General features: G+C 68.9%; 16 protein-coding genes. 12 read left to right on the top strand and 4 right to left on the bottom strand.

What is annotated here, in order from left to right; genetic code table 11:
- From H5J26_RS16665 to H5J26_RS16635, 7 genes are all read left to right on the top strand, one after another.
- A partial coding sequence (locus H5J26_RS16665) for a cell division protein FtsQ/DivIB (RefSeq protein WP_419183809.1) occupies positions 1-713 on the top strand: 713 nt, incomplete at its 5' end.
- 238 nt (positions 714-951) lie between these two features.
- Positions 952-2,160, top strand: coding sequence for a cell division protein FtsZ (gene ftsZ, locus H5J26_RS16660; protein ID WP_181766652.1), 1,209 nt, complete (start codon positions 952-954; stop codon positions 2,158-2,160).
- Positions 2,157-2,888 carry a peptidoglycan editing factor PgeF gene (gene pgeF / locus H5J26_RS16655; protein ID WP_181766651.1) on the top strand — a complete coding sequence of 244 codons (732 nt, stop codon included), beginning with the start codon at positions 2,157-2,159 and terminating at the stop codon, positions 2,886-2,888. The genes ftsZ and pgeF overlap by 4 nt, the downstream gene beginning before the upstream one ends.
- A gap of 2 nt (positions 2,889-2,890) precedes the next feature.
- Positions 2,891-3,619 carry a YggS family pyridoxal phosphate-dependent enzyme gene (locus tag H5J26_RS16650; RefSeq protein ID WP_181766650.1) on the top strand — a complete coding sequence of 243 codons (729 nt, stop codon included), beginning with the start codon at positions 2,891-2,893 and terminating at the stop codon, positions 3,617-3,619.
- Between the two features lie 155 nt (positions 3,620-3,774).
- Complete coding sequence (locus H5J26_RS16645; protein ID WP_181766649.1) at positions 3,775-4,410, top strand: cell division protein SepF; 636 nt, start codon at positions 3,775-3,777, stop codon at positions 4,408-4,410.
- A gap of 69 nt (positions 4,411-4,479) precedes the next feature.
- Positions 4,480-4,764, top strand: coding sequence for a YggT family protein (locus H5J26_RS16640; protein WP_028435711.1), 285 nt, complete (start codon positions 4,480-4,482; stop codon positions 4,762-4,764).
- Positions 4,765-4,816: 52 nt separating this feature from the next.
- Entirely contained in the window at positions 4,817-5,944 is a 1,128-nt protein-coding gene (locus H5J26_RS16635) for a DivIVA domain-containing protein (RefSeq protein ID WP_181766648.1), read from the top strand.
- A 319-nt stretch (positions 5,945-6,263) separates the two neighbouring features.
- Here the strand turns inward: H5J26_RS16635 and ileS are convergent, their stop codons facing one another.
- Positions 6,264-9,416, bottom strand: coding sequence for an isoleucine--tRNA ligase (gene ileS, locus H5J26_RS16630; protein WP_181766647.1), 3,153 nt, complete (start codon positions 9,414-9,416; stop codon positions 6,264-6,266).
- 449 nt (positions 9,417-9,865) lie between these two features.
- Here ileS and H5J26_RS16625 point away from each other — a divergent pair, with 449 nt between their 5' ends.
- From H5J26_RS16625 to H5J26_RS16610, 4 genes are all read left to right on the top strand, one after another.
- A complete protein-coding gene (locus tag H5J26_RS16625) occupies positions 9,866-10,678 on the top strand; it encodes a TraR/DksA family transcriptional regulator (protein ID WP_181766646.1) in 813 nt (270 codons plus the stop codon).
- A gap of 62 nt (positions 10,679-10,740) precedes the next feature.
- Positions 10,741-11,322: a signal peptidase II gene (gene lspA / locus H5J26_RS16620; RefSeq protein ID WP_181766645.1), complete on the top strand. Its 582-nt coding sequence runs from the start codon at positions 10,741-10,743 to the stop codon at positions 11,320-11,322.
- A gap of 82 nt (positions 11,323-11,404) precedes the next feature.
- On the top strand, positions 11,405-12,346 hold the full coding sequence (locus H5J26_RS16615) for an RluA family pseudouridine synthase (protein ID WP_181766644.1): 942 nt from the start codon (positions 11,405-11,407) through the stop codon (positions 12,344-12,346).
- Between the two features lie 3 nt (positions 12,347-12,349).
- The gene (locus H5J26_RS16610) at positions 12,350-13,942 is read left to right on the top strand and encodes a Na+/H+ antiporter (RefSeq protein ID WP_181766643.1); all 1,593 of its coding nucleotides are present in this window, start codon (positions 12,350-12,352) and stop codon (positions 13,940-13,942) included.
- Between the two features lie 28 nt (positions 13,943-13,970).
- Here H5J26_RS16610 and H5J26_RS16605 read toward each other — a convergent pair whose 3' ends face one another.
- Complete coding sequence (locus H5J26_RS16605) at positions 13,971-15,056, bottom strand: mechanosensitive ion channel family protein (protein WP_181766642.1); 1,086 nt, start codon at positions 15,054-15,056, stop codon at positions 13,971-13,973.
- A 109-nt stretch (positions 15,057-15,165) separates the two neighbouring features.
- Here H5J26_RS16605 and H5J26_RS16600 point away from each other — a divergent pair, with 109 nt between their 5' ends.
- A complete protein-coding gene (locus tag H5J26_RS16600) occupies positions 15,166-15,738 on the top strand; it encodes a dienelactone hydrolase family protein (RefSeq protein WP_181766641.1) in 573 nt (190 codons plus the stop codon).
- A gap of 66 nt (positions 15,739-15,804) precedes the next feature.
- Here the strand turns inward: H5J26_RS16600 and H5J26_RS16595 are convergent, their stop codons facing one another.
- Together H5J26_RS16595 and H5J26_RS16590 are read right to left on the bottom strand one after the other, a co-directional pair.
- Positions 15,805-17,463: an alkaline phosphatase D family protein gene (locus tag H5J26_RS16595; protein WP_181766653.1), complete on the bottom strand. Its 1,659-nt coding sequence runs from the start codon at positions 17,461-17,463 to the stop codon at positions 15,805-15,807.
- A 198-nt stretch (positions 17,464-17,661) separates the two neighbouring features.
- The gene (locus H5J26_RS16590; RefSeq protein WP_181766640.1) at positions 17,662-18,459 is read right to left on the bottom strand and encodes a thioredoxin domain-containing protein; all 798 of its coding nucleotides are present in this window, start codon (positions 18,457-18,459) and stop codon (positions 17,662-17,664) included.
- Positions 18,460-18,649 lie beyond the last annotated feature (190 nt).

Genomic DNA, 18,649 nt, shown 5'->3' with positions numbered 1-18,649 from the left:
GGTCGCGGCACCCCCGTCGCCGGGCCCTGTCGCTCGTCTTCGCTCTGGCCGCGCTGCTCGGCGGATTCGGGGTGTGGGCTCTCTACGGTTCGAACTGGCTGCTGGTGGAGCGTGTATCGGTCAGCGGCAACGAGGTTCTGACGGAGAAACAGGTCCGCGACGCCGCCGGCATTCCGGTTGGCACTCCGCTCCTGTCGGTTGACCGCACCGCTGCGGAACGCCGTCTCAAGGCCCGGTTGCCGAGGTTGGACAACATCGACGTCGTACGGGCATGGCCCCACGGAATCGGTCTGAAGGTGATCGAGCGGAAGCCGGAACTCGTCATGAAGCGGGACGGGAATTTCGTCGAAGTGGATGATGAAGGCGTTCGTTTCGCCGTAGTTCCCAAGCAACCCAAGGGCGTTCCGCTTCTGGCGATGGAAGTGAAGCGTTCCGCCAGTCTTCGCCACTTCGGCTCCGCCAGGCTGCGCCGCGAAGCGGTCGATGTCGCCGACTCGCTTCCTGAATCCGTAGCTCGCGACACCCGTACGGTGCGGGTACGTTCATACGACTCCGTCACACTGGAGTTGACGGGGGGTCGTACGGTGCTGTGGGGGAGCGGAGAACAAGGGGCAGCGAAGGCCAAGTCGCTGACCGCACTGATGAAAGCGGCGAAGGGCGCAGAGCACTTCGACGTGAGTGTCCCCAGCGCCCCTGCGGCGTCAGGGAGTTGACGGGCGTCACCGCAGGCCAGCACCCTGGATCACTACCCCTTGGCCTGATCACATAGGGTGAAAAGAAAAACGGGAGGTTCGGCGTGTTCGTTGAACACCCACCACTAGTCGACTTAGTGTCCGTTCCGAAGACTCCAAGGAAGACGGACACTGGTAACCCTAAACTTCACACTTAGGGTTCGGGTCGATGTGGACCGCCCCTACAGGGATACGTAACTCGAGGCGAGAGGCCTTCGACGTGGCAGCACCGCAGAACTACCTCGCAGTCATCAAGGTCGTCGGGATTGGCGGCGGTGGCGTCAACGCCATCAACCGGATGATCGAGGTCGGTCTCAAGGGCGTCGAGTTCATCGCGATCAACACCGATGCGCAGGCCCTGTTGATGAGCGATGCCGATGTGAAGCTCGACGTGGGCCGCGAACTGACGCGCGGTCTGGGTGCGGGCGCCAACCCCGACGTCGGCCGCAAGGCCGCGGAGGACCACCGCGAGGAGATCGAGGAGGTCCTCAAGGGGGCCGACATGGTCTTCGTCACCGCCGGCGAAGGAGGCGGCACCGGCACCGGCGGTGCCCCGGTCGTCGCGAACATCGCACGCTCGCTGGGCGCTTTGACGATCGGTGTGGTCACCCGTCCCTTCACCTTCGAGGGGCGTCGCCGCGCCAACCAGGCCGAGGACGGCATCGCCGGCCTCCGCGACGAGGTCGACACCCTCATCGTCATCCCCAACGACCGCCTGCTGTCCATCTCGGACCGTCAGGTGAGCGTGCTCGACGCCTTCAAGTCGGCCGACCAGGTCCTGCTTTCGGGTGTCCAGGGCATCACCGATCTCATCACCACGCCGGGCCTCATCAACCTCGACTTCGCCGACGTCAAGTCGGTCATGTCGGAGGCGGGTTCGGCGCTGATGGGCATCGGCTCCGCCCGTGGGGACGACCGTGCGGTGGCGGCTGCCGAGATGGCGATCTCCTCGCCGCTGCTGGAAGCCTCCATCGACGGTGCGAGGGGTGTGCTGCTTTCCATCTCGGGTGGTTCGGACCTCGGTCTCTTCGAGATCAACGAGGCGGCCCAGCTGGTCAGCGAGGCCGCTCACCCCGAGGCCAACATCATCTTCGGTGCGGTCATCGACGACGCCCTCGGGGACGAGGTGCGTGTCACCGTCATCGCCGCCGGCTTCGACGGCGGGCAGCCGCCGGCGAGGAACCGCGGTGAGAAGGCGCTGGGTTCGCACACGTCCAAGGAGGATTCGGGTTCGTCCGCGAACTCCTTCGGCGACAGCGACGGCGACCGCCCGTCGTTCGGCGGCCTGGGCACCGTCACACCGCGCGAGAGCGACACCGCCCCCGTGGGTGACGGCGGCCGGGACTCCCTCCCGCCGACCGTCCCGCCCGCCCGTCCGTACCAGGACAGCCAGGCCGAAGAGCTGGATGTGCCGGACTTCCTGAAGTGATAGACCGGCAAGACACGGGCAGCGGCGCCCACTTCGCCTTCACCGACCGGTGGGGTGGGGTGAGCGCCGCTCCGTATGAGGCACTCAATCTCGGCGGCGGCGTCGGAGACGACCCCGCGCACGTACGGACCAATCGCACTCGTGCAGCAGCCACGTTGGGGCTCCCTCCGGGGAACGTCGTCTGGATGCATCAGGTGCACGGGCGCGATGTGGCCCTCGTCAACCGGCCGTTCGGCGAGGACGCCCCGCCGCTGGACGGCATCGTCACGATGCGGCCCTCACTCGCGCTGGCAGTCCTGACCGCCGACTGCACGCCGGTGCTGCTTGCCGACCCGGTCGCCGGCGTCGCAGGAGCCGCACACGCGGGACGTCCCGGCCTGGTGGCCGGAGTCGTCCCCGCACTCGTCGAGGCGATGGCCGAACGAGGAGCTGTGCCCGAGCGGTTGATCGCCCGTACCGGACCCGCGGTGTGCGGGCGTTGCTACGAAGTGCCTGCGGAGATGCGCGAGCAGGTCGCCTCGGTCGTCCCGGAGGCGTACGCCACGACGAGTTGGGGCACGCCGGCTGTGGACGTGGCGGCGGGCGTACGGGCGCAGTTGGCGGGCTTCGGTGTCACAACCTTGGAACAGTCCACTGTTTGCACTGTGGAGTCGCGCGATCACTTCTCGTACAGGCGCGAGAAGACGACCGGTCGTCTCGCGAGCTATGTCTGGTTGGAGGGGAACTGACCGTGACGGACCTCACGGCCCGTCAGGCCGAACTCGCGGCGAATCTCGCCCGGGTGGAGGAGCGCATCCAGAGCGCTTGTGACGCGGCGGGGCGCAGGCGCGAGGACGTGACCCTGATCGTCGTCACGAAGACGTATCCGGCCGAGGACGTCCGCCTGTTGTCGGGTCTCGGCGTACGGGACGTCGCGGAGAACCGGGACCAGGACGCCGCTCCGAAGGCCGCCGCCTGCTCGGATCTGCCCCTGAGGTGGCACTTCGTGGGCCAGCTGCAGACCAACAAGACCCGTTCCGTGGCGAGTTACGCCGATGTGGTCCATTCCGTCGACCGTCCCCGGCTCGTGACCGCGCTGAGCAGCGCTGCGGCGCACCACGGACGTGACCTGGACTGCCTTGTACAGGTGGCACTTGACGCCGAGTCGGGCGACGTCGGAGCCCGCGGCGGCGCCGCCCCCGACACGGTCGGTGATCTCGCCGACGCGCTGGCTGAGGCCCAAGGGCTGCGGCTGGCAGGGCTGATGGCGGTGGCTCCGCTCAGCGGGCCCTTCGCGGACCGGCCGGCCGCGGCCTTCGAGCGGCTGCTGGAAATCTCAACCGGCCTGCGGGCAAGGCATCCTGCTGCAACGATGGTGTCAGCAGGGATGAGTGCGGATCTCGAAGAGGCGGTGGCAGCCGGTGCGACACATGTGCGCGTCGGCTCCGCGGTACTCGGAGAGCGACCCCGGCTCGGGTAACGTCGCCAAGCAAGTCGGACCACAGCAGAAAATATGGTCATTTCCGTTGGGAATCGACAGGCGGATAGGCCCGAGTGGATCCAAGCCACCGGTGACGGCCATGGGGCCTCCCCGCCGGGGGCAGGGGAACCACCACAGAGCGGAGGACGCAGAGAATGGCCGGCGCTATGCGCAAGATGGCGGTCTACCTCGGCCTCGTGGAGGACGATGGATACGACGGCCCGGGGTTCGACCCCGACGACGAGTTCGAGCCCGAACCGGAGCCCGAGAGGGACCGCAGGCGGCACGAGCCGCTGCAGTCGCACGACCCCCTGCAGAAGGACGAACCGGCCGAGCCGGTGCGCGTCATGCACCCTCCCGCACAGCGGGAGAGAGAGCAGTCGTCCTCCCCGGCGGTCATCGAAAATGGACGATCCGGGAGAATTGCCCCCGTGTCATCCATCACACCTGAACGCCAGAGTATGGAGAAGAGCGCCCCGGTGATCATGCCGAAAGTGGTGTCCGAGCGGGAGCCGTACCGGATCACCACGTTGCACCCCCGGACCTACAACGAGGCCCGTACCATCGGGGAACACTTCCGCGAAGGCACCCCCGTGATCATGAACTTGACGGAGATGGACGATACGGATGCGAAGCGACTTGTCGACTTTGCGGCCGGTCTCGTCTTCGGATTGCACGGCAGTATTGAAAGAGTGACTCAGAAGGTCTTCCTGCTGTCTCCTGCTAACGTCGATGTCACGGCGGAGGACAAGGCCCGCATCGCAGAGGGCGGGTTCTTCAACCAGAGCTGAAGACGCAAGGATCAGAACGGGCCGTAAGGTCGCATGAGCGCCCACGCGGCGAGGGGAGAGGGAAGCGCAGTGAGTACCGCACTCGAGGTGGTCCAAGTCGCACTGTACTGCTTCCTGCTCGTGTTGATCTTCCGGTTGGTCATGGACTACGTCTTCCAGTTCGCCCGCTCATGGCAGCCCGGCAAGGCGATGGTGGTCGTCCTGGAGGCGACTTACACTGTCACTGATCCGCCACTCAAGCTCTTGCGGCGGTTCATCCCGCCGTTGCGCTTCGGGGGCGTGGCGCTCGACCTGTCCTTCTTCGTACTAATGATCATCGTCTACATCCTGATCAACGTCGTGGCCAGGCTGTGAACGATCGAATTGGTCTTGCCGAGATGCCGACGACTTACGTTGAGGTGAAGAGATGCCACTGACCCCCGAGGACGTGCGGAACAAGCAGTTCACGACCGTCCGCCTCCGAGAAGGCTATGACGAGGACGAGGTCGATGCCTTCCTCGATGAGGTCGAAGCTGAGCTGACCCGCCTGCTGCGGGAGAACGAGGACCTGCGCGCCAAGCTGGCCGCAGCGACCCGTGCTGCCGCGCAGAACCAGCAGCAGGGCGGAATGCGCAAGCCGGAGCCGCAGGACCGGTCTGGCGGGGGGCCCGTACCCGCTGCCATATCAGGTCCGCAGCCTGTGCCGCCCGGTCAGCACGGCGGACCCGGGCAGCACCCGGGTCAGCACCCCGGCCACGGTCCGCAGGGCGGGCCGATGGGTGGGCCGCCGCAGCTGCCCGGAGGCCAGCCTGCACTTCCTGCCGGCCCCGGTGGCCCGCAGGGTGGTCCCCCCGGCCCGATGGGCCCCGGCGGTCCGATGGGCCCCGGTGGACCGATGGGTCCCGGTGGCCCGCAGATGCCGGGTGGCGGCCAGAACAACGACAGCGCGGCCCGCGTCCTGTCGCTTGCACAGCAGACCGCGGACCAGGCGATCGCGGAGGCCCGTTCCGAGGCCAACAAGATCGTCGGTGAGGCGCGCAGCCGTGCCGAGGGCCTGGAGCGGGACGCCCGCGCCAAGGCCGACGCACTCGAGCGGGACGCTCAGGAGAAGCACCGCGTGGCCATGGGCTCCCTCGAGTCCGCCCGCGCGACGCTGGAGCGCAAGGTCGAGGACCTGCGAGGCTTCGAGCGCGAGTACCGCACGCGCCTGAAGTCCTACCTGGAGAGCCAGCTGCGTCAGCTGGAGAACCAGGCGGACGACTCGCTGGCCCCGCCGCGCACCCCGACCTCCGCGCTGCCGCCGTCCCCCTCGATGGCTCCGGCCGGTGCGCCCGCAGGGGTCGGCACCATGGGCGGTCACCAGTCGATGGGCGGCAACGGCCACGGCATGGGTGGGCACCCCGGTGGTCACCAGGGTGGCCCAACGTACGGCGGTCAGCAGATGTCCCCAGCCATGACGCAGCCGATGGCTCCGGTCCGCCCGCAGGGTGGTCCCCAGCCGCAGCAGGCGCCGTCGCCGATGCGGGGCTTCCTGATCGACGAGGACGACAACTGATCGTTTGACGGCGGATTCCGCTGACTTACGGCAAAGGGCCGGGCCCGGGAGTGACGAACTCCCGGGCCCGGCCCTTTGCCGTGCATGACGTGCAGCGGCTCTCGGCGCGGGCGTCGAGCAGGCGCAGGACCTGTGAGGGCACGCCGCCCCCCTGGCGCCCTCTCAGTCGACGGGACGCCCTGAGCCCGCCCGTCCGCCGTCGACGCGGTCAGAAGGACCGTGAGGGGCCTTCAGGGCGCTGCTCATGACGCCTGTGCAGTGCGGGGGCACCCGATGTCGCTCGGGTGCCCCCGCGGAGCCGGTCAGGCCTTGTCGCCGGCTACACCTTGCGGAGCCGGAAGCTGAGCGAGAGCGACTCGTCCTCGAAGGGGGCGCCGAAGGCGGCGTTCCTGGCGTCCTCGGCGCTCGTGTCGCCCGCCGCGAACTCCGTGGCGAGGACCTCCTCGGCGATGAGCCCGGCGTGGTCGTTCAGGGCGCGGCCGACCTCCTCGTCCGTCGAGGACCAGCGCAGCACGATGCGGTCCGCGACGTCGAGGCCCGAGTTCTTACGGGCCTCCTGGATGAGACGGATCGCGTCCCGGGCGAGGCCCGCACGGCGCAGTTCGGGACTGATCTCCAGGTCCAGGGCGATCGTTGCTCCGGAGTCGGAGGCGACCGACCAGCCCTCGCGCGGGGTCTCCGTGATGATCACTTCCTCGGGCGAGAGGGGCACCCGGTCGCCGTCCACCTCGACTGTGGCGTTGCCCTCGCGCAGGGCCGCGGACAGTGCGGCCGCGTCCGCCTCGGCGATGGCCTTGGCGACCTCCTGGGTCCTCTTGCCGAAACGGCGGCCCAGCGCACGGAAGTTGCCCTTGGCGGTCGTGTCGACGAGGGAGCCGCCGACCTCCGAAAGCGAGGCGAGCGCGCTGACGTTGAGCTCCTCGGTGATCTGGTTGCGCAGATCGGGGGAGAGGGTCTCGAAGCCGTGCGCCGCGACCAGTGCGCGGGAGAGGGGCTGGCGCGTCTTGACGCCGGACTCCGCGCGGGTCGCACGTCCCAACTCGACCAGACGGCGCACCAGAAGCATGTCCTGGGACAGCTCGGGGTCGACCCTGCTCAGGTCGGCCTCGGGCCAGTTGGTCAGGTGCACCGAGTCGGGTGCTCCCGGAGCGACCGGGACGATCAGGTCCTGCCAGACGCGCTCCGTGACGAACGGGACGATGGGCGCCATCAGCCGCGTGATCGTCTCCAGGGTGTCGTGCAGCGTACGCAGGGCCGCCGCGTCGCCCTGCCAGAAGCGGCGCCTCGACCGCCGGACGTACCAGTTGGAGAGGTCGTCGACGAAGGTCGAGAGCAGCTTGCCCGCGCGCTGCGTGTCGTAGCCCTCCATCGCGACCGTCACCTGGTCCACCAGGGCGTGCAGTTCACTCAGCAGCCAGCGGTCCAGCAGCGGCCGGCGCTCCGACGCCGGGTCCGACTCGGAGGGGGCCCAGGACGAGGTGCGGGCGTAGAGGGCCTGGAAGGCGACCGTGTTCCAGTACGTGAGGAGCGTCTTGCGGACGACCTCCTGGATGGTGCCGTGGCCCACGCGCCGTGCCGCCCAGGGGGAGCCTCCGGCTGCCATGAACCAGCGCACCGCGTCCGCGCCGTGCTGATCCATCAGCTGGATCGGCTCCAGGATGTTGCCCAGGTGCTTGGACATCTTCCGGCCGTCCTCGGCGAGGATGTGGCCGAGGCAGACGACGTTCTCGTACGAGGACTGCTCGAACACGAGCGTGCCGACGGCCATCAGCGTGTAGAACCAGCCGCGGGTCTGGTCGATCGCCTCGGAGATGAACTGCGCCGGGTAGCGCTTCTCGAACAGCTCCTTGTTCTTGTACGGGTAGCCCCACTGCGCGAAGGGCATCGAGCCCGAGTCGTACCAGGCGTCGATGACTTCGGGAACGCGCACGGCCTCCAGCGAGCAGCCCTCGGCAGGGCAGCCGAAGGTGATCTCGTCGATGTAGGGACGGTGCGGGTCAAGGTCGGACTGGTCGCTGCCGGTCAGCCGCGTCAGCTCCGCCAGGGAGCCCACACACGTCAAGTGCCCTTCCTCGCAACGCCAGATGGGCAGCGGCGTGCCCCAGTAGCGGTTGCGGCTGAGGGCCCAGTCGATGTTGTTGTCGAGCCAGTCGCCGTAGCGGCCGTGCTTCACCGATTCCGGGTACCAGTTGGTGCGTTCGTTCTCCTGGAGGAGAGCGTCCTTGATCTGAGTCGTGCGGATGTACCACGAGGGCTGTGCGTAGTAGAGCAACGCGGTGTGGCAGCGCCAGCAGTGTGGATAGCTGTGCTCGTACGGCACGTGACGCATGAGCAGGTTGCGCGCGTCGAGGTCGGCGACGAGGGCTTCGTCCGCCTTCTTGAAGAACTGCCCGCCCACCAGGTGCAGCCCTTCCTCGAAGGTGCCGTCGGGGCGTACGGGATTGACCACCGGCAGCCCGTAGGCGCGGCAGGTGCGCATGTCGTCCTCACCGAAGGCGGGCGACTGGTGGACCAGCCCGGTGCCGTCCTCGGTGGTGACGTACTCCGCGTTGACGACGAAGTGCGCACCCTCCATCTCCACGAGACTGAACGGGCGTTCGTAGCTCCAGCGCTCCATCTCGGCGCCGGTGAAGCGCTGCCCGGTCGCCTCCCAGTCCTCGCCCAGGGCCTTGCCCAGGAGCGGCTCGGCGACGACCAGCTTCTCGAGGCCGTTCGTCGCGACGACGTAGTCGACGTCGGGGTGGGCGGCGACAGCGGTGTTGGAGACCAGGGTCCAGGGAGTGGTCGTCCACACGAGGAGTGCCGCCTCGCCGGCGAGCGGGCCGGAGGTGAGCGGGAAGCGCACGTAGACGGAGGGGTCGACCACGGTCTCGTAGCCCTGGGCCAGCTCGTGGTCGGACAGGCCGGTGCCGCAGCGGGGGCACCAGGGCGCCACGCGGTGGTCCTGGACGAGCAGACCCTTCTCGTGGATCTGCTTCAGCGACCACCAGACGGACTGCACGTACTCCGGGTCCATCGTGCGGTAGGCGTCGTCCATGTCGACCCAGTAGCCCATGCGCGTCGTCAGCTCGGCGAAGGCGTCGGTGTGCCGGGTGACGGACTCGCGGCAGCGGGCGTTGAACTCGGCGATTCCGTAATTCTCGATGTCCTGCTTGCCGTTGAAGCCCAGCTCCCTCTCCACGGCCAGCTCGACCGGCAGCCCGTGGCAGTCCCATCCGGCCTTGCGGGCCACGTGGTAGCCGAGCATCGTGCGGAAGCGCGGGAAGACGTCCTTGAAGACGCGGGCCTCGATGTGATGGGCACCGGGCATGCCGTTGGCGGTCGGCGGCCCCTCGTAGAAGACCCACTCGGGGCGGCCCTCGGACTGCTCGAGGGTACGGGCGAAGACCTTCTGGTCCCGCCAGAAGTCGAGCACGGCGTGCTCGAGGGCGGGCAGGTCTACCTGGGCTGGCACCTGGCGGTACTGCGGCATCGGAACTTCCTCCGGCGGACATCTCAGCTTCCGTCGGAGGGACGAGAACGCCGGCCTGAACGGCGGCGGACCCGCGGTACCACCCTCCTTGGCAGTGGTTCGAGCCCCACTGCCCCCTCATTGAGGTCGCGCTGCCGGCTCTACTCACACCGGGGACCGGTGCTTTCCTCCGGCGGCTCCGGGGTGATCTTCGCGTCGCGCTGGCCCCCGGGCTCACACCGTCCCCAGGTCGCTCGCGGCTGCGTACGTACGCTACTCGTCCCCTTCATCGCCTTTCGCTGAGCCCAGTGTACGGGCCTTCGCGGGCAGGGGAGAGGCGGTTTTCGCAGGGCCGGGCGGGGCACAACGGATGCAGACCGGCGTGCCCCCGTTGTCGAGCGCTCGGAGTCGATTTATCGTTCCGGTCACGTTTCGCGAGCAAGATCACAATATGTGAAGGGGCCGCGGCCATGGTGGCGAGAGGGTCTGCCGCGAATAGTTCGGCAGCTGCGAACAGGTCCACGAAGAAGGCCGCGACGACGAAGAAGACTTCTGCGGCCGAGAAGACCGCAGCGAAGAAGAGCACGGCGAAGAAGGCCACGGCGAGGAAGCCGAAGGAGGCCGCGCCGACGGAGGGGGAGGCGCCCGCGAAGAAGAGCGCGGCGAAGAAGAAGGCGGCCGGGAAGAAGAGCGCGGCGAAGAAGACCGCAGCCGAGAAGGCCCCAGCGAAGAAGGCCGCATCCGGCGGCACCGCGGCGCCGAAGCGCGCCGCCCACAAGACCACGGCGAAGAAGACGACAGGAGCCAAGAAGGTGGCTGCGAAGAAGACTCCGGTGGCGAAGGCCGGCAAGGTGCCCACTGCCGGTGGGACAGGGACGGCGGCCGAACCGGGCGAGCTCGCTGTACGAGCCGGGGAGGAGCCCTGGACTCCGCAGGAGGTCGAGGAAGCCCGCACCGAACTGCAGAGCGAGGCCCAGCGGCTCCGCGACGAACTGGTCGCGTCCGGCGAGGCGTTGGAAGGGCTGATGCGTGACTCCGGTGACGGGGCCGGAGATGACGACGCCGACACGGGAACGAAGAACATCACCCGCGAGCACGAGATGGCGCTCGCGGCCAACGCCCGCGAGATGCTCTACCAGACCGAACGAGCCCTGGAGGGGCTGGACTCCGGCACGTACGGGCTCTGTGAGAACTGCGGCAACCCGATCGGCAAGGCCCGGATGCAGGCGTTCCCCAGAGCGACCCTCTGCGTGGAGTGCAAGCAGCAGCAGGAGCGCCGGTAGAACCGCGCTCACGGTGGGGGGAAGGCGACCATGAGCGTGAGCATGTGTCGTACCCTCGTCGGGTGACAGAGGTGGAGCGGACTATCGGTACTCCTGACGAGACCACGGAAGAGCCTTCCGACGACTCCCGTGGGGACGGTGATCCGTCCGCTTCACGGGGGCACCGGCGCATCGGGGTGCTCGTCTCTGTCGCAGCTCTCGCCTTCGTCCTCGACCTGATCACGAAGCTGATCGTCGTCGCGGTTCTGGAGCACCACGCACCGGTCCAGGTGATCGGCACGGTGCTCCAGCTCGACGTCGTGCGGAACCGGGGCGCGGCCTTCGGCATCGGTGAGGCTCTGACTCTCGTGCTGACGGCGATCGCCGCGGTGGTGATCGTCGTCATCGCGCGGATCGCGCGGAAGCTCTACAGCACCCCCTGGGCGATCGCGCTCGGGCTGCTGCTGGGCGGGGCCTTCGGGAATCTCACGGACCGCATCTTCCGGTCGCCGGGGGTGTTCCAGGGCGCCGTCGTGGACTTCATCGCGCCGACGCACTTCGCCGTCTTCAACCTCGCGGACTCGGCCATCGTGTGCGGGGGGATCCTGATCGTGATCCTCTCCTTCCGCGGCCTGGACCCGGACGGGACCCTGCACAAGGACTGACCGGCCGCCCGGCCCCGCCGGGCGTTCCGTCGCGGACAGCGCGGTGAACGGGCGCATACGGCCGTCCGGCATACTCGATCAGGTGAGCACGCTTCCCGAAACCCGGACCCTGCCCGTACCCGACGGACTCGAAGGTGAGCGCGTCGACGCCGCCATCGCCAGGATGTTCGGTTTCTCCCGCACCAAGGCTGCCGAACTGGCCGCCGACGGAAAGGTGTTGCTCGACGGTAGCGCCGCCGGGAAGTCGGACCGCGTGTACGGAGGGGCCTGGCTGGAGGTGGAGCTGCCTCCACCACCGGCGCCGGTGCGCATCGTGGCCGAGCCGGTCGAGGGCATGGAGATCGTCCATGACGACGACGACATCGTGGTGATCGTCAAGCCGGTGGGCGTGGCCGCGCACCCCAGCCCCGGATGGAGCGGGCCGACCGTCATCGGCGGGCTCGCCGCCGCCGGCTACACCATCGCCACCTCCGGCGCCGCGGAGCGGCAGGGCATCGTGCACCGGCTGGACGTCGGCACGTCCGGGCTCATGGTCGTCGCCAAGTCGGAGCGTGCGTACACGCTGCTCAAGCAGCAGTTCCGCGAGAGGACGGTCGACAAGCGCTACCACGCGCTCGTACAGGGCCACCCCGATCCGCTCAGCGGCACCATCGACGCTCCCGTCGGACGGCACCCGCAGCACGACTACAAGTGGGCGGTCACCGCCGAGGGCAAGCCGTCCGTCACGCACTACGACCTCATCGAGGCGTTCCGGGCGGCAAGCCTGCTCGACATCAAGCTGGAGACCGGGCGTACGCACCAGATCCGTGTGCACATGTCCGCACACCGGCACCCCTGCGTGGGCGACCTCACCTACGGGGCCGACCCCACCCTCGCCAAGCGGCTGCGCCTTGAGCGGCAGTGGCTGCACGCCGTCAGGCTCGGGTTCGAGCACCCGTCCGACGGGCGCTGGGTCGAATACGAGAGCGAGTACCCGGACGACCTTCAGGTCGCGCTGGACAGGGTGCGCGCGGAGAGCGCCTAGGGCGTGGACCAGCTCGCCCTGCTCTTCGCACTGCTGCTGGGCGCTGTCATCACCGTCCCGCTGGGGGACCGGATCGGGCTTCCGTCGCCCATATTGATGACGCTGCTGGGCGGTGTGCTGGCGCTGCTGCCCTTCGTGCCCGATGTGGAAGTGCCGCCGGAGTTCATCCTGCCGCTGGTGCTGCCGCCGCTGCTGTACGCGACCGTGCACCGCACGTCCTGGCGGCAGTTCGCAGCCAACAAGCGGCCGATCTTCCTGCTGGCGGTCGCGCTGGTCTTCGTGACGACGGCGGTGGTGGCCGCCGTCTCCAACGCGCTGGTCCCCGGGCTGGGCGTCGCCGGAGCCGTGGCCCTCGGTGCGCTGGTCGCGCCGCCCGACCCGGTCGCGGCGACCACCGTCGCCGGGCGGCTGGGGCTGCCGCGGCGGCTGGTGTCCATCCTTGAGGGCGAGGGCCTCTTCAACGACGTCACGGCGATCACGCTGTACCACGTCGCCATCGTCGCGGCTGTGACCGGCACCTTCTCGGTGCAGGGCGCCGTCGGCGAACTGGTGCTGTCCGGGGTCGTCGCGATCATCGTGGGCCTCGCGCTGGGCTGGGCGGCCAACAAGCTCGCCGGCTACCTCGGCGACGCGACCCTTCAGACGGGGCTCTCGCTGCTGGTGCCGTTCGCCTCGTACGTCCTCGCGGAGGAGCTGAAGGGCTCCGGTGTCCTGGCCGTACTCGTGACGGCGCTCTACCTCTCCTCGGGTCGTGCCGTGGATGCGGACGACGTGCAGGGCCGGCTGGTCGGACAGAGCTTCTGGTCGATCGTCGACATGCTCGTGACCGGCGTCGCCTTCGGGCTCATCGGGCTCGAACTGGCCGTGGTGGTCGGCCCGGTGAGCGGACGCTGGGACGAACTGCTTCCCGCCGCGCTCGCCGTCGTGGCTGCGGTGGTCGTCGTCCGCCTGGTGTGGCTGCTGCCCGCGGCATGGGTGGCCAGGAGGCTGCACCGGCGCAGGGACCTGGACGAGGACATCCCCCTCAACTGGCGCGAGACGACGGTCGTCTGGTGGGCCGGAATGCGCGGGGTGGCCTCGGTCGCGCTGGCGCTCGCCGTGCCGCTGCACGTGCAGGGCGGGGGGAAGTTCCCCGAGCGGGAAGCGATCCTGTTCATAGCCTTCGCCGTCGTGCTCGCCACGCTCGTGCTCCAGGGCCTGACCCTGCCCTGGCTGGTCAAACGGCTGCACGTACGGGCGGACAGCGCCGCCGAGCGCGAGCAGGAGCGGATGCTCGCGCTCAGGTGCGCGAAGGCGGCCCGGGAGCGGCTGCGGGAGATACAGGCCGACGAGGACCTCCCAGAGGAGATCGCGGAGACGCTGCTGCGCCGTGCTCACGACGTGGGCACGCGCATATCGCCGGACATCGTGGACGAGGAGCGACGCGAGGCCCACTTCGGACGTGCGGCGCGGGCGAAGAAGGTCCACAGGCTGAGCAACGAGCTGCTGTCGGCGGCCCGTCACGAGGTGGTCGCCGCCCGCGGGGAGCCGGGTGCGGACCCGGACGTCTGCGACCGGGTCCTGCACCAGCTGGACCTGCGCAGCTTCCGCATATAGGGCCCCAGGCCCGGGGAGGCCGGTCAGCTCAGGAGAGCCTGGTCTCCCTGTGCTCCCAGTGGCCGTTGGAGGAAGTCCCGTGGAGGTCGTCCGTGGGGGCGAGCCGCACTCGCGGCAGTGCTGCGGGGTGCTCGAACTGGAGCCAGGCGAGCAGCTGTTCGCGCAGCTCGCAGCGGAGCGTCCACAGGTCGTCCGAGGTGCGGGCGGAGACGGCGGCGCGCACCTCGATGGTGGAGGGTGTGGTGTCGGTGACGACCAGGCTCCAACTGCGCCCGTCCCAGAAGTCGTTCGCCCGTACCAGCTCCTCCGTCTTCGCGCGCAGCTCCTTGATCGGGGCTGAGTGGTCGAGCTGGAGGAAGACCGTGCCGGTCAGCTGAGGACCGCCTCGGGACCAGTTCTCGAACGGCTTGCTGGTGAAGTACGAGACGGGCATGGTGATCCGCCGCTCGTCCCAGGTGCGCAGCACGAGGTAGGAGACGGTGATCTCGTCCACCGTGCCCATCTCGCCGTCGACCACCACCTCGTCGCCGATGCGGACCATGTCGCCGAAGGCGATGGACAGCCCGGCGAAGAGATTGCCCAGGGTGGACTGGGCGGCGATGCCCGCGACGATTCCCAGGACACCGGCGGAGGCGAGCATCGAGGTGCCCAGCGTCCGCATGGCGGGGAACTGCAGCAGGATCGCGGAGGCGGCGATGACCACGACGACAGCCGTGACCAGGCGCTGGATCAGGGTCAGCTGGGTCTTCACACGCCGGGCGCGCGCCGGGTCGTGCGCCACGCCCGCGTACCGGGCGGTGGACGTCTCGACCACGGCGGCGAAGAGCCGCAGCGCGAGCCAGGCCGCGGCACCGATGAGGATGATGTGCAGCCACAGGTTGACGGTCGGCTGGTCCTGCCGCGCGATGTCGGCGTGCTCGTAGAACCCGTTCAGCAGCGCGACGAAGATCACGGCCTGCAGAGGCACGCGCCCGCGGCGCAGGAGGCCCCACAGCGGGGTCTCGGGGTGCCGTGCGTCAGCGCGGCGCAGCAGCCGGTCCGTGGCCCAGGCGACGGCGAACGCAAGCACGATCGCACCGCCGAACACGATGAGCGGCCGTAGCACGTTCTCCATGGCGGGTGACTCCTAGGGGATTGGCGGGCACTGCCGACCGTACCTGCCACGATGGGCGTGGTCCCCGCCTGGGAACGAGCCATCGCCGCTATGTGAGGGAAGTGACATTTTGGCCACTGTCGTGCTGTTCCACTCCGTCTACGGGTTGCGACCCGCTGTGTACGAGGCCGCGGAGCGGCTGCGGGCCGCAGGGCACGAGGTGCACACGCCGGACCTGTTCGACGGGCGCACGGCGGACACCGTCGAGGAGGGCCTGAAGCTGAAGGACGAGATCGGCCGGGACGAGCTCCTGATGAGGGCGGTCACCGTGACCGCGCCGCTCTCCGAGCGGGGCCTGGTCTACGCGGGCCTCTCGCTCGGCGGCTCCATCGCCCAGAACCTCGCCCTCGCCGACTCGAAGGCACGTGCCCTGCTGCTTCTGCACGGCACGTCGGACCTCGCCGAGGACTCGAGCGTCGACGATCTCCCCGTGCAGCTCCACGTCGCCGAGCCCGATCCCTTCGAGCTGCAGGACTGGCTGAACGCCTGGTACCTGCAGATGCAGCGGGCGGGCGCGGACGTGGAGATCTTCCGGTACGCGGGTGCGGGGCACCTCTTCACCGACGAGGGCCTCGACGATCACGACCCGGAGGCGGCCGAGCGGACCTGGCGTACGGTGCTGGGCTTCCTCGAGACCGTGTAGCCGGTCCGCACCCCGGTCCCGCTGCTGATGCAGCGGGACCGGGGTGCGGGGAGGTTCGAGGAACCTCTACGCGTTCAGAGGGCCGTCAGCCTCTTCGAGGCGCTGGCTGCCCGAGAGCGTGCGGTAGGAGCGGCGGACCTCGGTGGTCGCGGCGGGGTCGGCCTTGTCGGAGACGATGAAGTAATCCATCTGTGCGCGCTCCGAGTTGACGTCGAGGACCCCGAAACCGTGGGAGTCCATGTCGAGCCACCGCACATGCCGGTTGGTGACCTTGACGGCGGCCTCGGCCACGGACGAGAGGGTGTCCGGCTCGACCTTGAGGATGTCGTCGAGGTTGTCGGAGGTGACGGAGGCGACCACGAACTCCGTGGCCACCGGGGCGTCGTCGGGGTAGGTCGCAGCCTTGACCGGCACGTCGTTGGCGAAGGCCATGTGGATGTCGCCGGTGAGGAAGACCGTGTTGTCGATCCTCTGGTCGCGCAGGTGGGTCAGCAACTCGCGCCTGTCGTCCGTGTATCCGTCCCACTGGTCGACGTTGAGGGCGAGGCCTTCCTTGGGGATGCCCAGCAACTCGGCCAGCGGGCCGAGCAGATGAGCGGGGACCGAGCCGAAGGCGACGGGCGAGATCATCACCGAGGTGCCCACCATCCGCCAGCGCGCACTCGATGCGGAGAGTCCGCTCTTGAGCCAGTCCAGCTGCTTGCGGCCGGTGATGGTGCGGTCCGGGTCGTCGATCACGTCCCCGTCCGCGAACTTCGCCTGCTCGTCGCGGAAGGAGCGCAGATCGAGCAGGTGCAGATCCGCGAGACGGCCGAACTTGAGTCTTCGGTACGTGGTGCCCTCGGTGGAGGGCCGCACCGGCATCCACTCGAAGTACGCCTGCTTCGCGGCCCGTACGCGGTCCGCCCACTCCCCTTCCCCTCCGGGGGTGTGGTTGCCGGCGCCGCCGGACCAGGTGTCGTTGGCGAACTCGTGGTCGTCCCACATCGCGATGACCGGGTGCGCGGCGTGCATGGCCTGCAGGTCGGTGTCGAGCTTGTGATGGGCGTGCCGGATGCGGTAGTCGGCGAGCGTCGTGATCTCGTGCTCCGGCTGGACCTTGCGGACGACGTCCCCCTCCAGGGGGTACTCACTGGTGCCGTACTCGTAGATGTAGTCCCCGAGATGAATGACGGCGTGCAGGTCGCCGCGTGCGGCCAGGTGCCGGTAGGGGGCGAAGTAGCCCGCCTCGTAGTGGGAGCAGGAGACCACGCCCACACGGAGGTTGTCGGCGTCGGCTTCCTCGGCGGGCGTCGTACGGGTGCGTGCGACGGGGGAGTGCACCTCGCCGACGCCGAAGCGGAAGAAGTAGGCGGTCTCCGGCCGGAGTCCGCGTACGTCCGCCTTGACGGTGTGGTCGGCCGCGGCCGTCGCCTCGGACTTGCCCTGCGCGACGACCTTGCTGAAGGCCTCGTCCTCGGCGACCTCCGAGGTCACCGTGACGGGGCCGCCCTTGCCGGAACCGGGCACCGCCTCGGGGGAGGGCGTGACGCGGGTCCACAGCAGGACACCGTCGGGCAGCGGGTCGCCGGATGCGACGCCGTGCAGAAAGGCCGGACCCTCGGCGGCGTGCGCGCTGGACAGCCCACCCACGAGTGGCAGCAGGGCCGCGGACGCGGCGGTGGCCGCGACGACCGTGCGGCGCCGGAGGTGTCCGGACGCGGATGTGGCGGCTGGGTCGGATATATGGGGAGTGGCGTTTGTGTCGGTCACGGACCTTGATGTTACGCACAAGTAGCCCCGACGGGCAGGCTGCTCGCAAGAGTTCAGCCGCCCGTCGGGGCGTGTTCGGCCACTTGTGGACCCCGAGGCCGAAAAGCCTTACGGGGACCGGGAGTCGGCAGAGCCGGACCGGCGGTCCTCAGCTGCCGGGGCGGGGCCCGCTCACTTCGGCGGAGTGAGCTTCACGCCCAGCTTCTGCAGCTCGGCGGGGAGCTGCTGCTGCTGGACCTCCCTGCCGTCGATGCGGATGGTGGGCGTGCCCTTGACCTTGCCCTTGTCGAAGTCCGCGACCATGTTCAGCGCCCACTTGTCGTAGGTGCCCTCCTCCACGGCCTTCTTGAACTTGCCGTTGTTCTTCAACGCGGGTACGGAGTCGGCGACTTCGAGGAGGTACTTGTCGTCGGCGAACTTGTCCTGGGACTCCTCGGGGTGGAACTTCGCCGAGTACATCTTCTCGTGGTAGGCGAGATACGCCTCCTTGCTCACGTTCAGCGACGCGCCCAGGGCGCTGATGGCGCTCTTGGAACCCTCGCCGCCGAGGTTGCCGTCGATCAGGGCGCCGAGGTGCATCTTCACCTTGTACTTGCCCTCGTCGGCACCCTTGATGAGGATCTTGCCCGCACCCTGCTCGTACTGTGCGCAGGCCGGGCAGCGCAGGTCCTCGTAGACGTCGACGGTCTTCTTGGCTCCCGCGTCGCCGACCAGGATCCCGGTGCCGCCCTTGCCCGTGGTGTTGGCGGGCTTGACCAGCTTCTGGTCCTTGGCCGCCTCCCAGCCGGTGGGCTCGTTCATCTTGGTGACGGCGTAGAAGATGCCGCCGGCGACAGCGAGCACGCCGACGACGGAGACGCCGACGATCGCCTGACGGCGCATCTTGTCCTTCTTGGCCTGCCGCTCACGTTCGGCCTGCAGCCGCTCGCGGGCCGCACGCTTGGCTTCAGGGCTGTTGCGCTTGCTCATGGCTCTCTTCTCCGTGGTACGTCACGTCATACGTGGGGGAAATGGTGGACGGTCTCATCGCAACTCGGCTCGCGGGCCCCGTGGTTCAGGCTGCGAGGCTCAGCGACGGAGGCCCACGACGGTGCACGGAGTGGGTCAGCAGAGGCGGGGTGCGGGGGGCCACGACGGGCGGCGTCAGCAGAGCCGGTGC

Origin of the sequence: Streptomyces albidus (ex Kaewkla and Franco 2022), from assembly GCF_013870515.1 — a bacterium.
Lineage (GTDB): Bacteria > Actinomycetota > Actinomycetes > Streptomycetales > Streptomycetaceae > Streptomyces > Streptomyces albidus.
The sequence above is the reverse complement of the archived record's forward strand: the minus strand, read 5'-3'. Positions and strand labels throughout refer to the sequence as shown.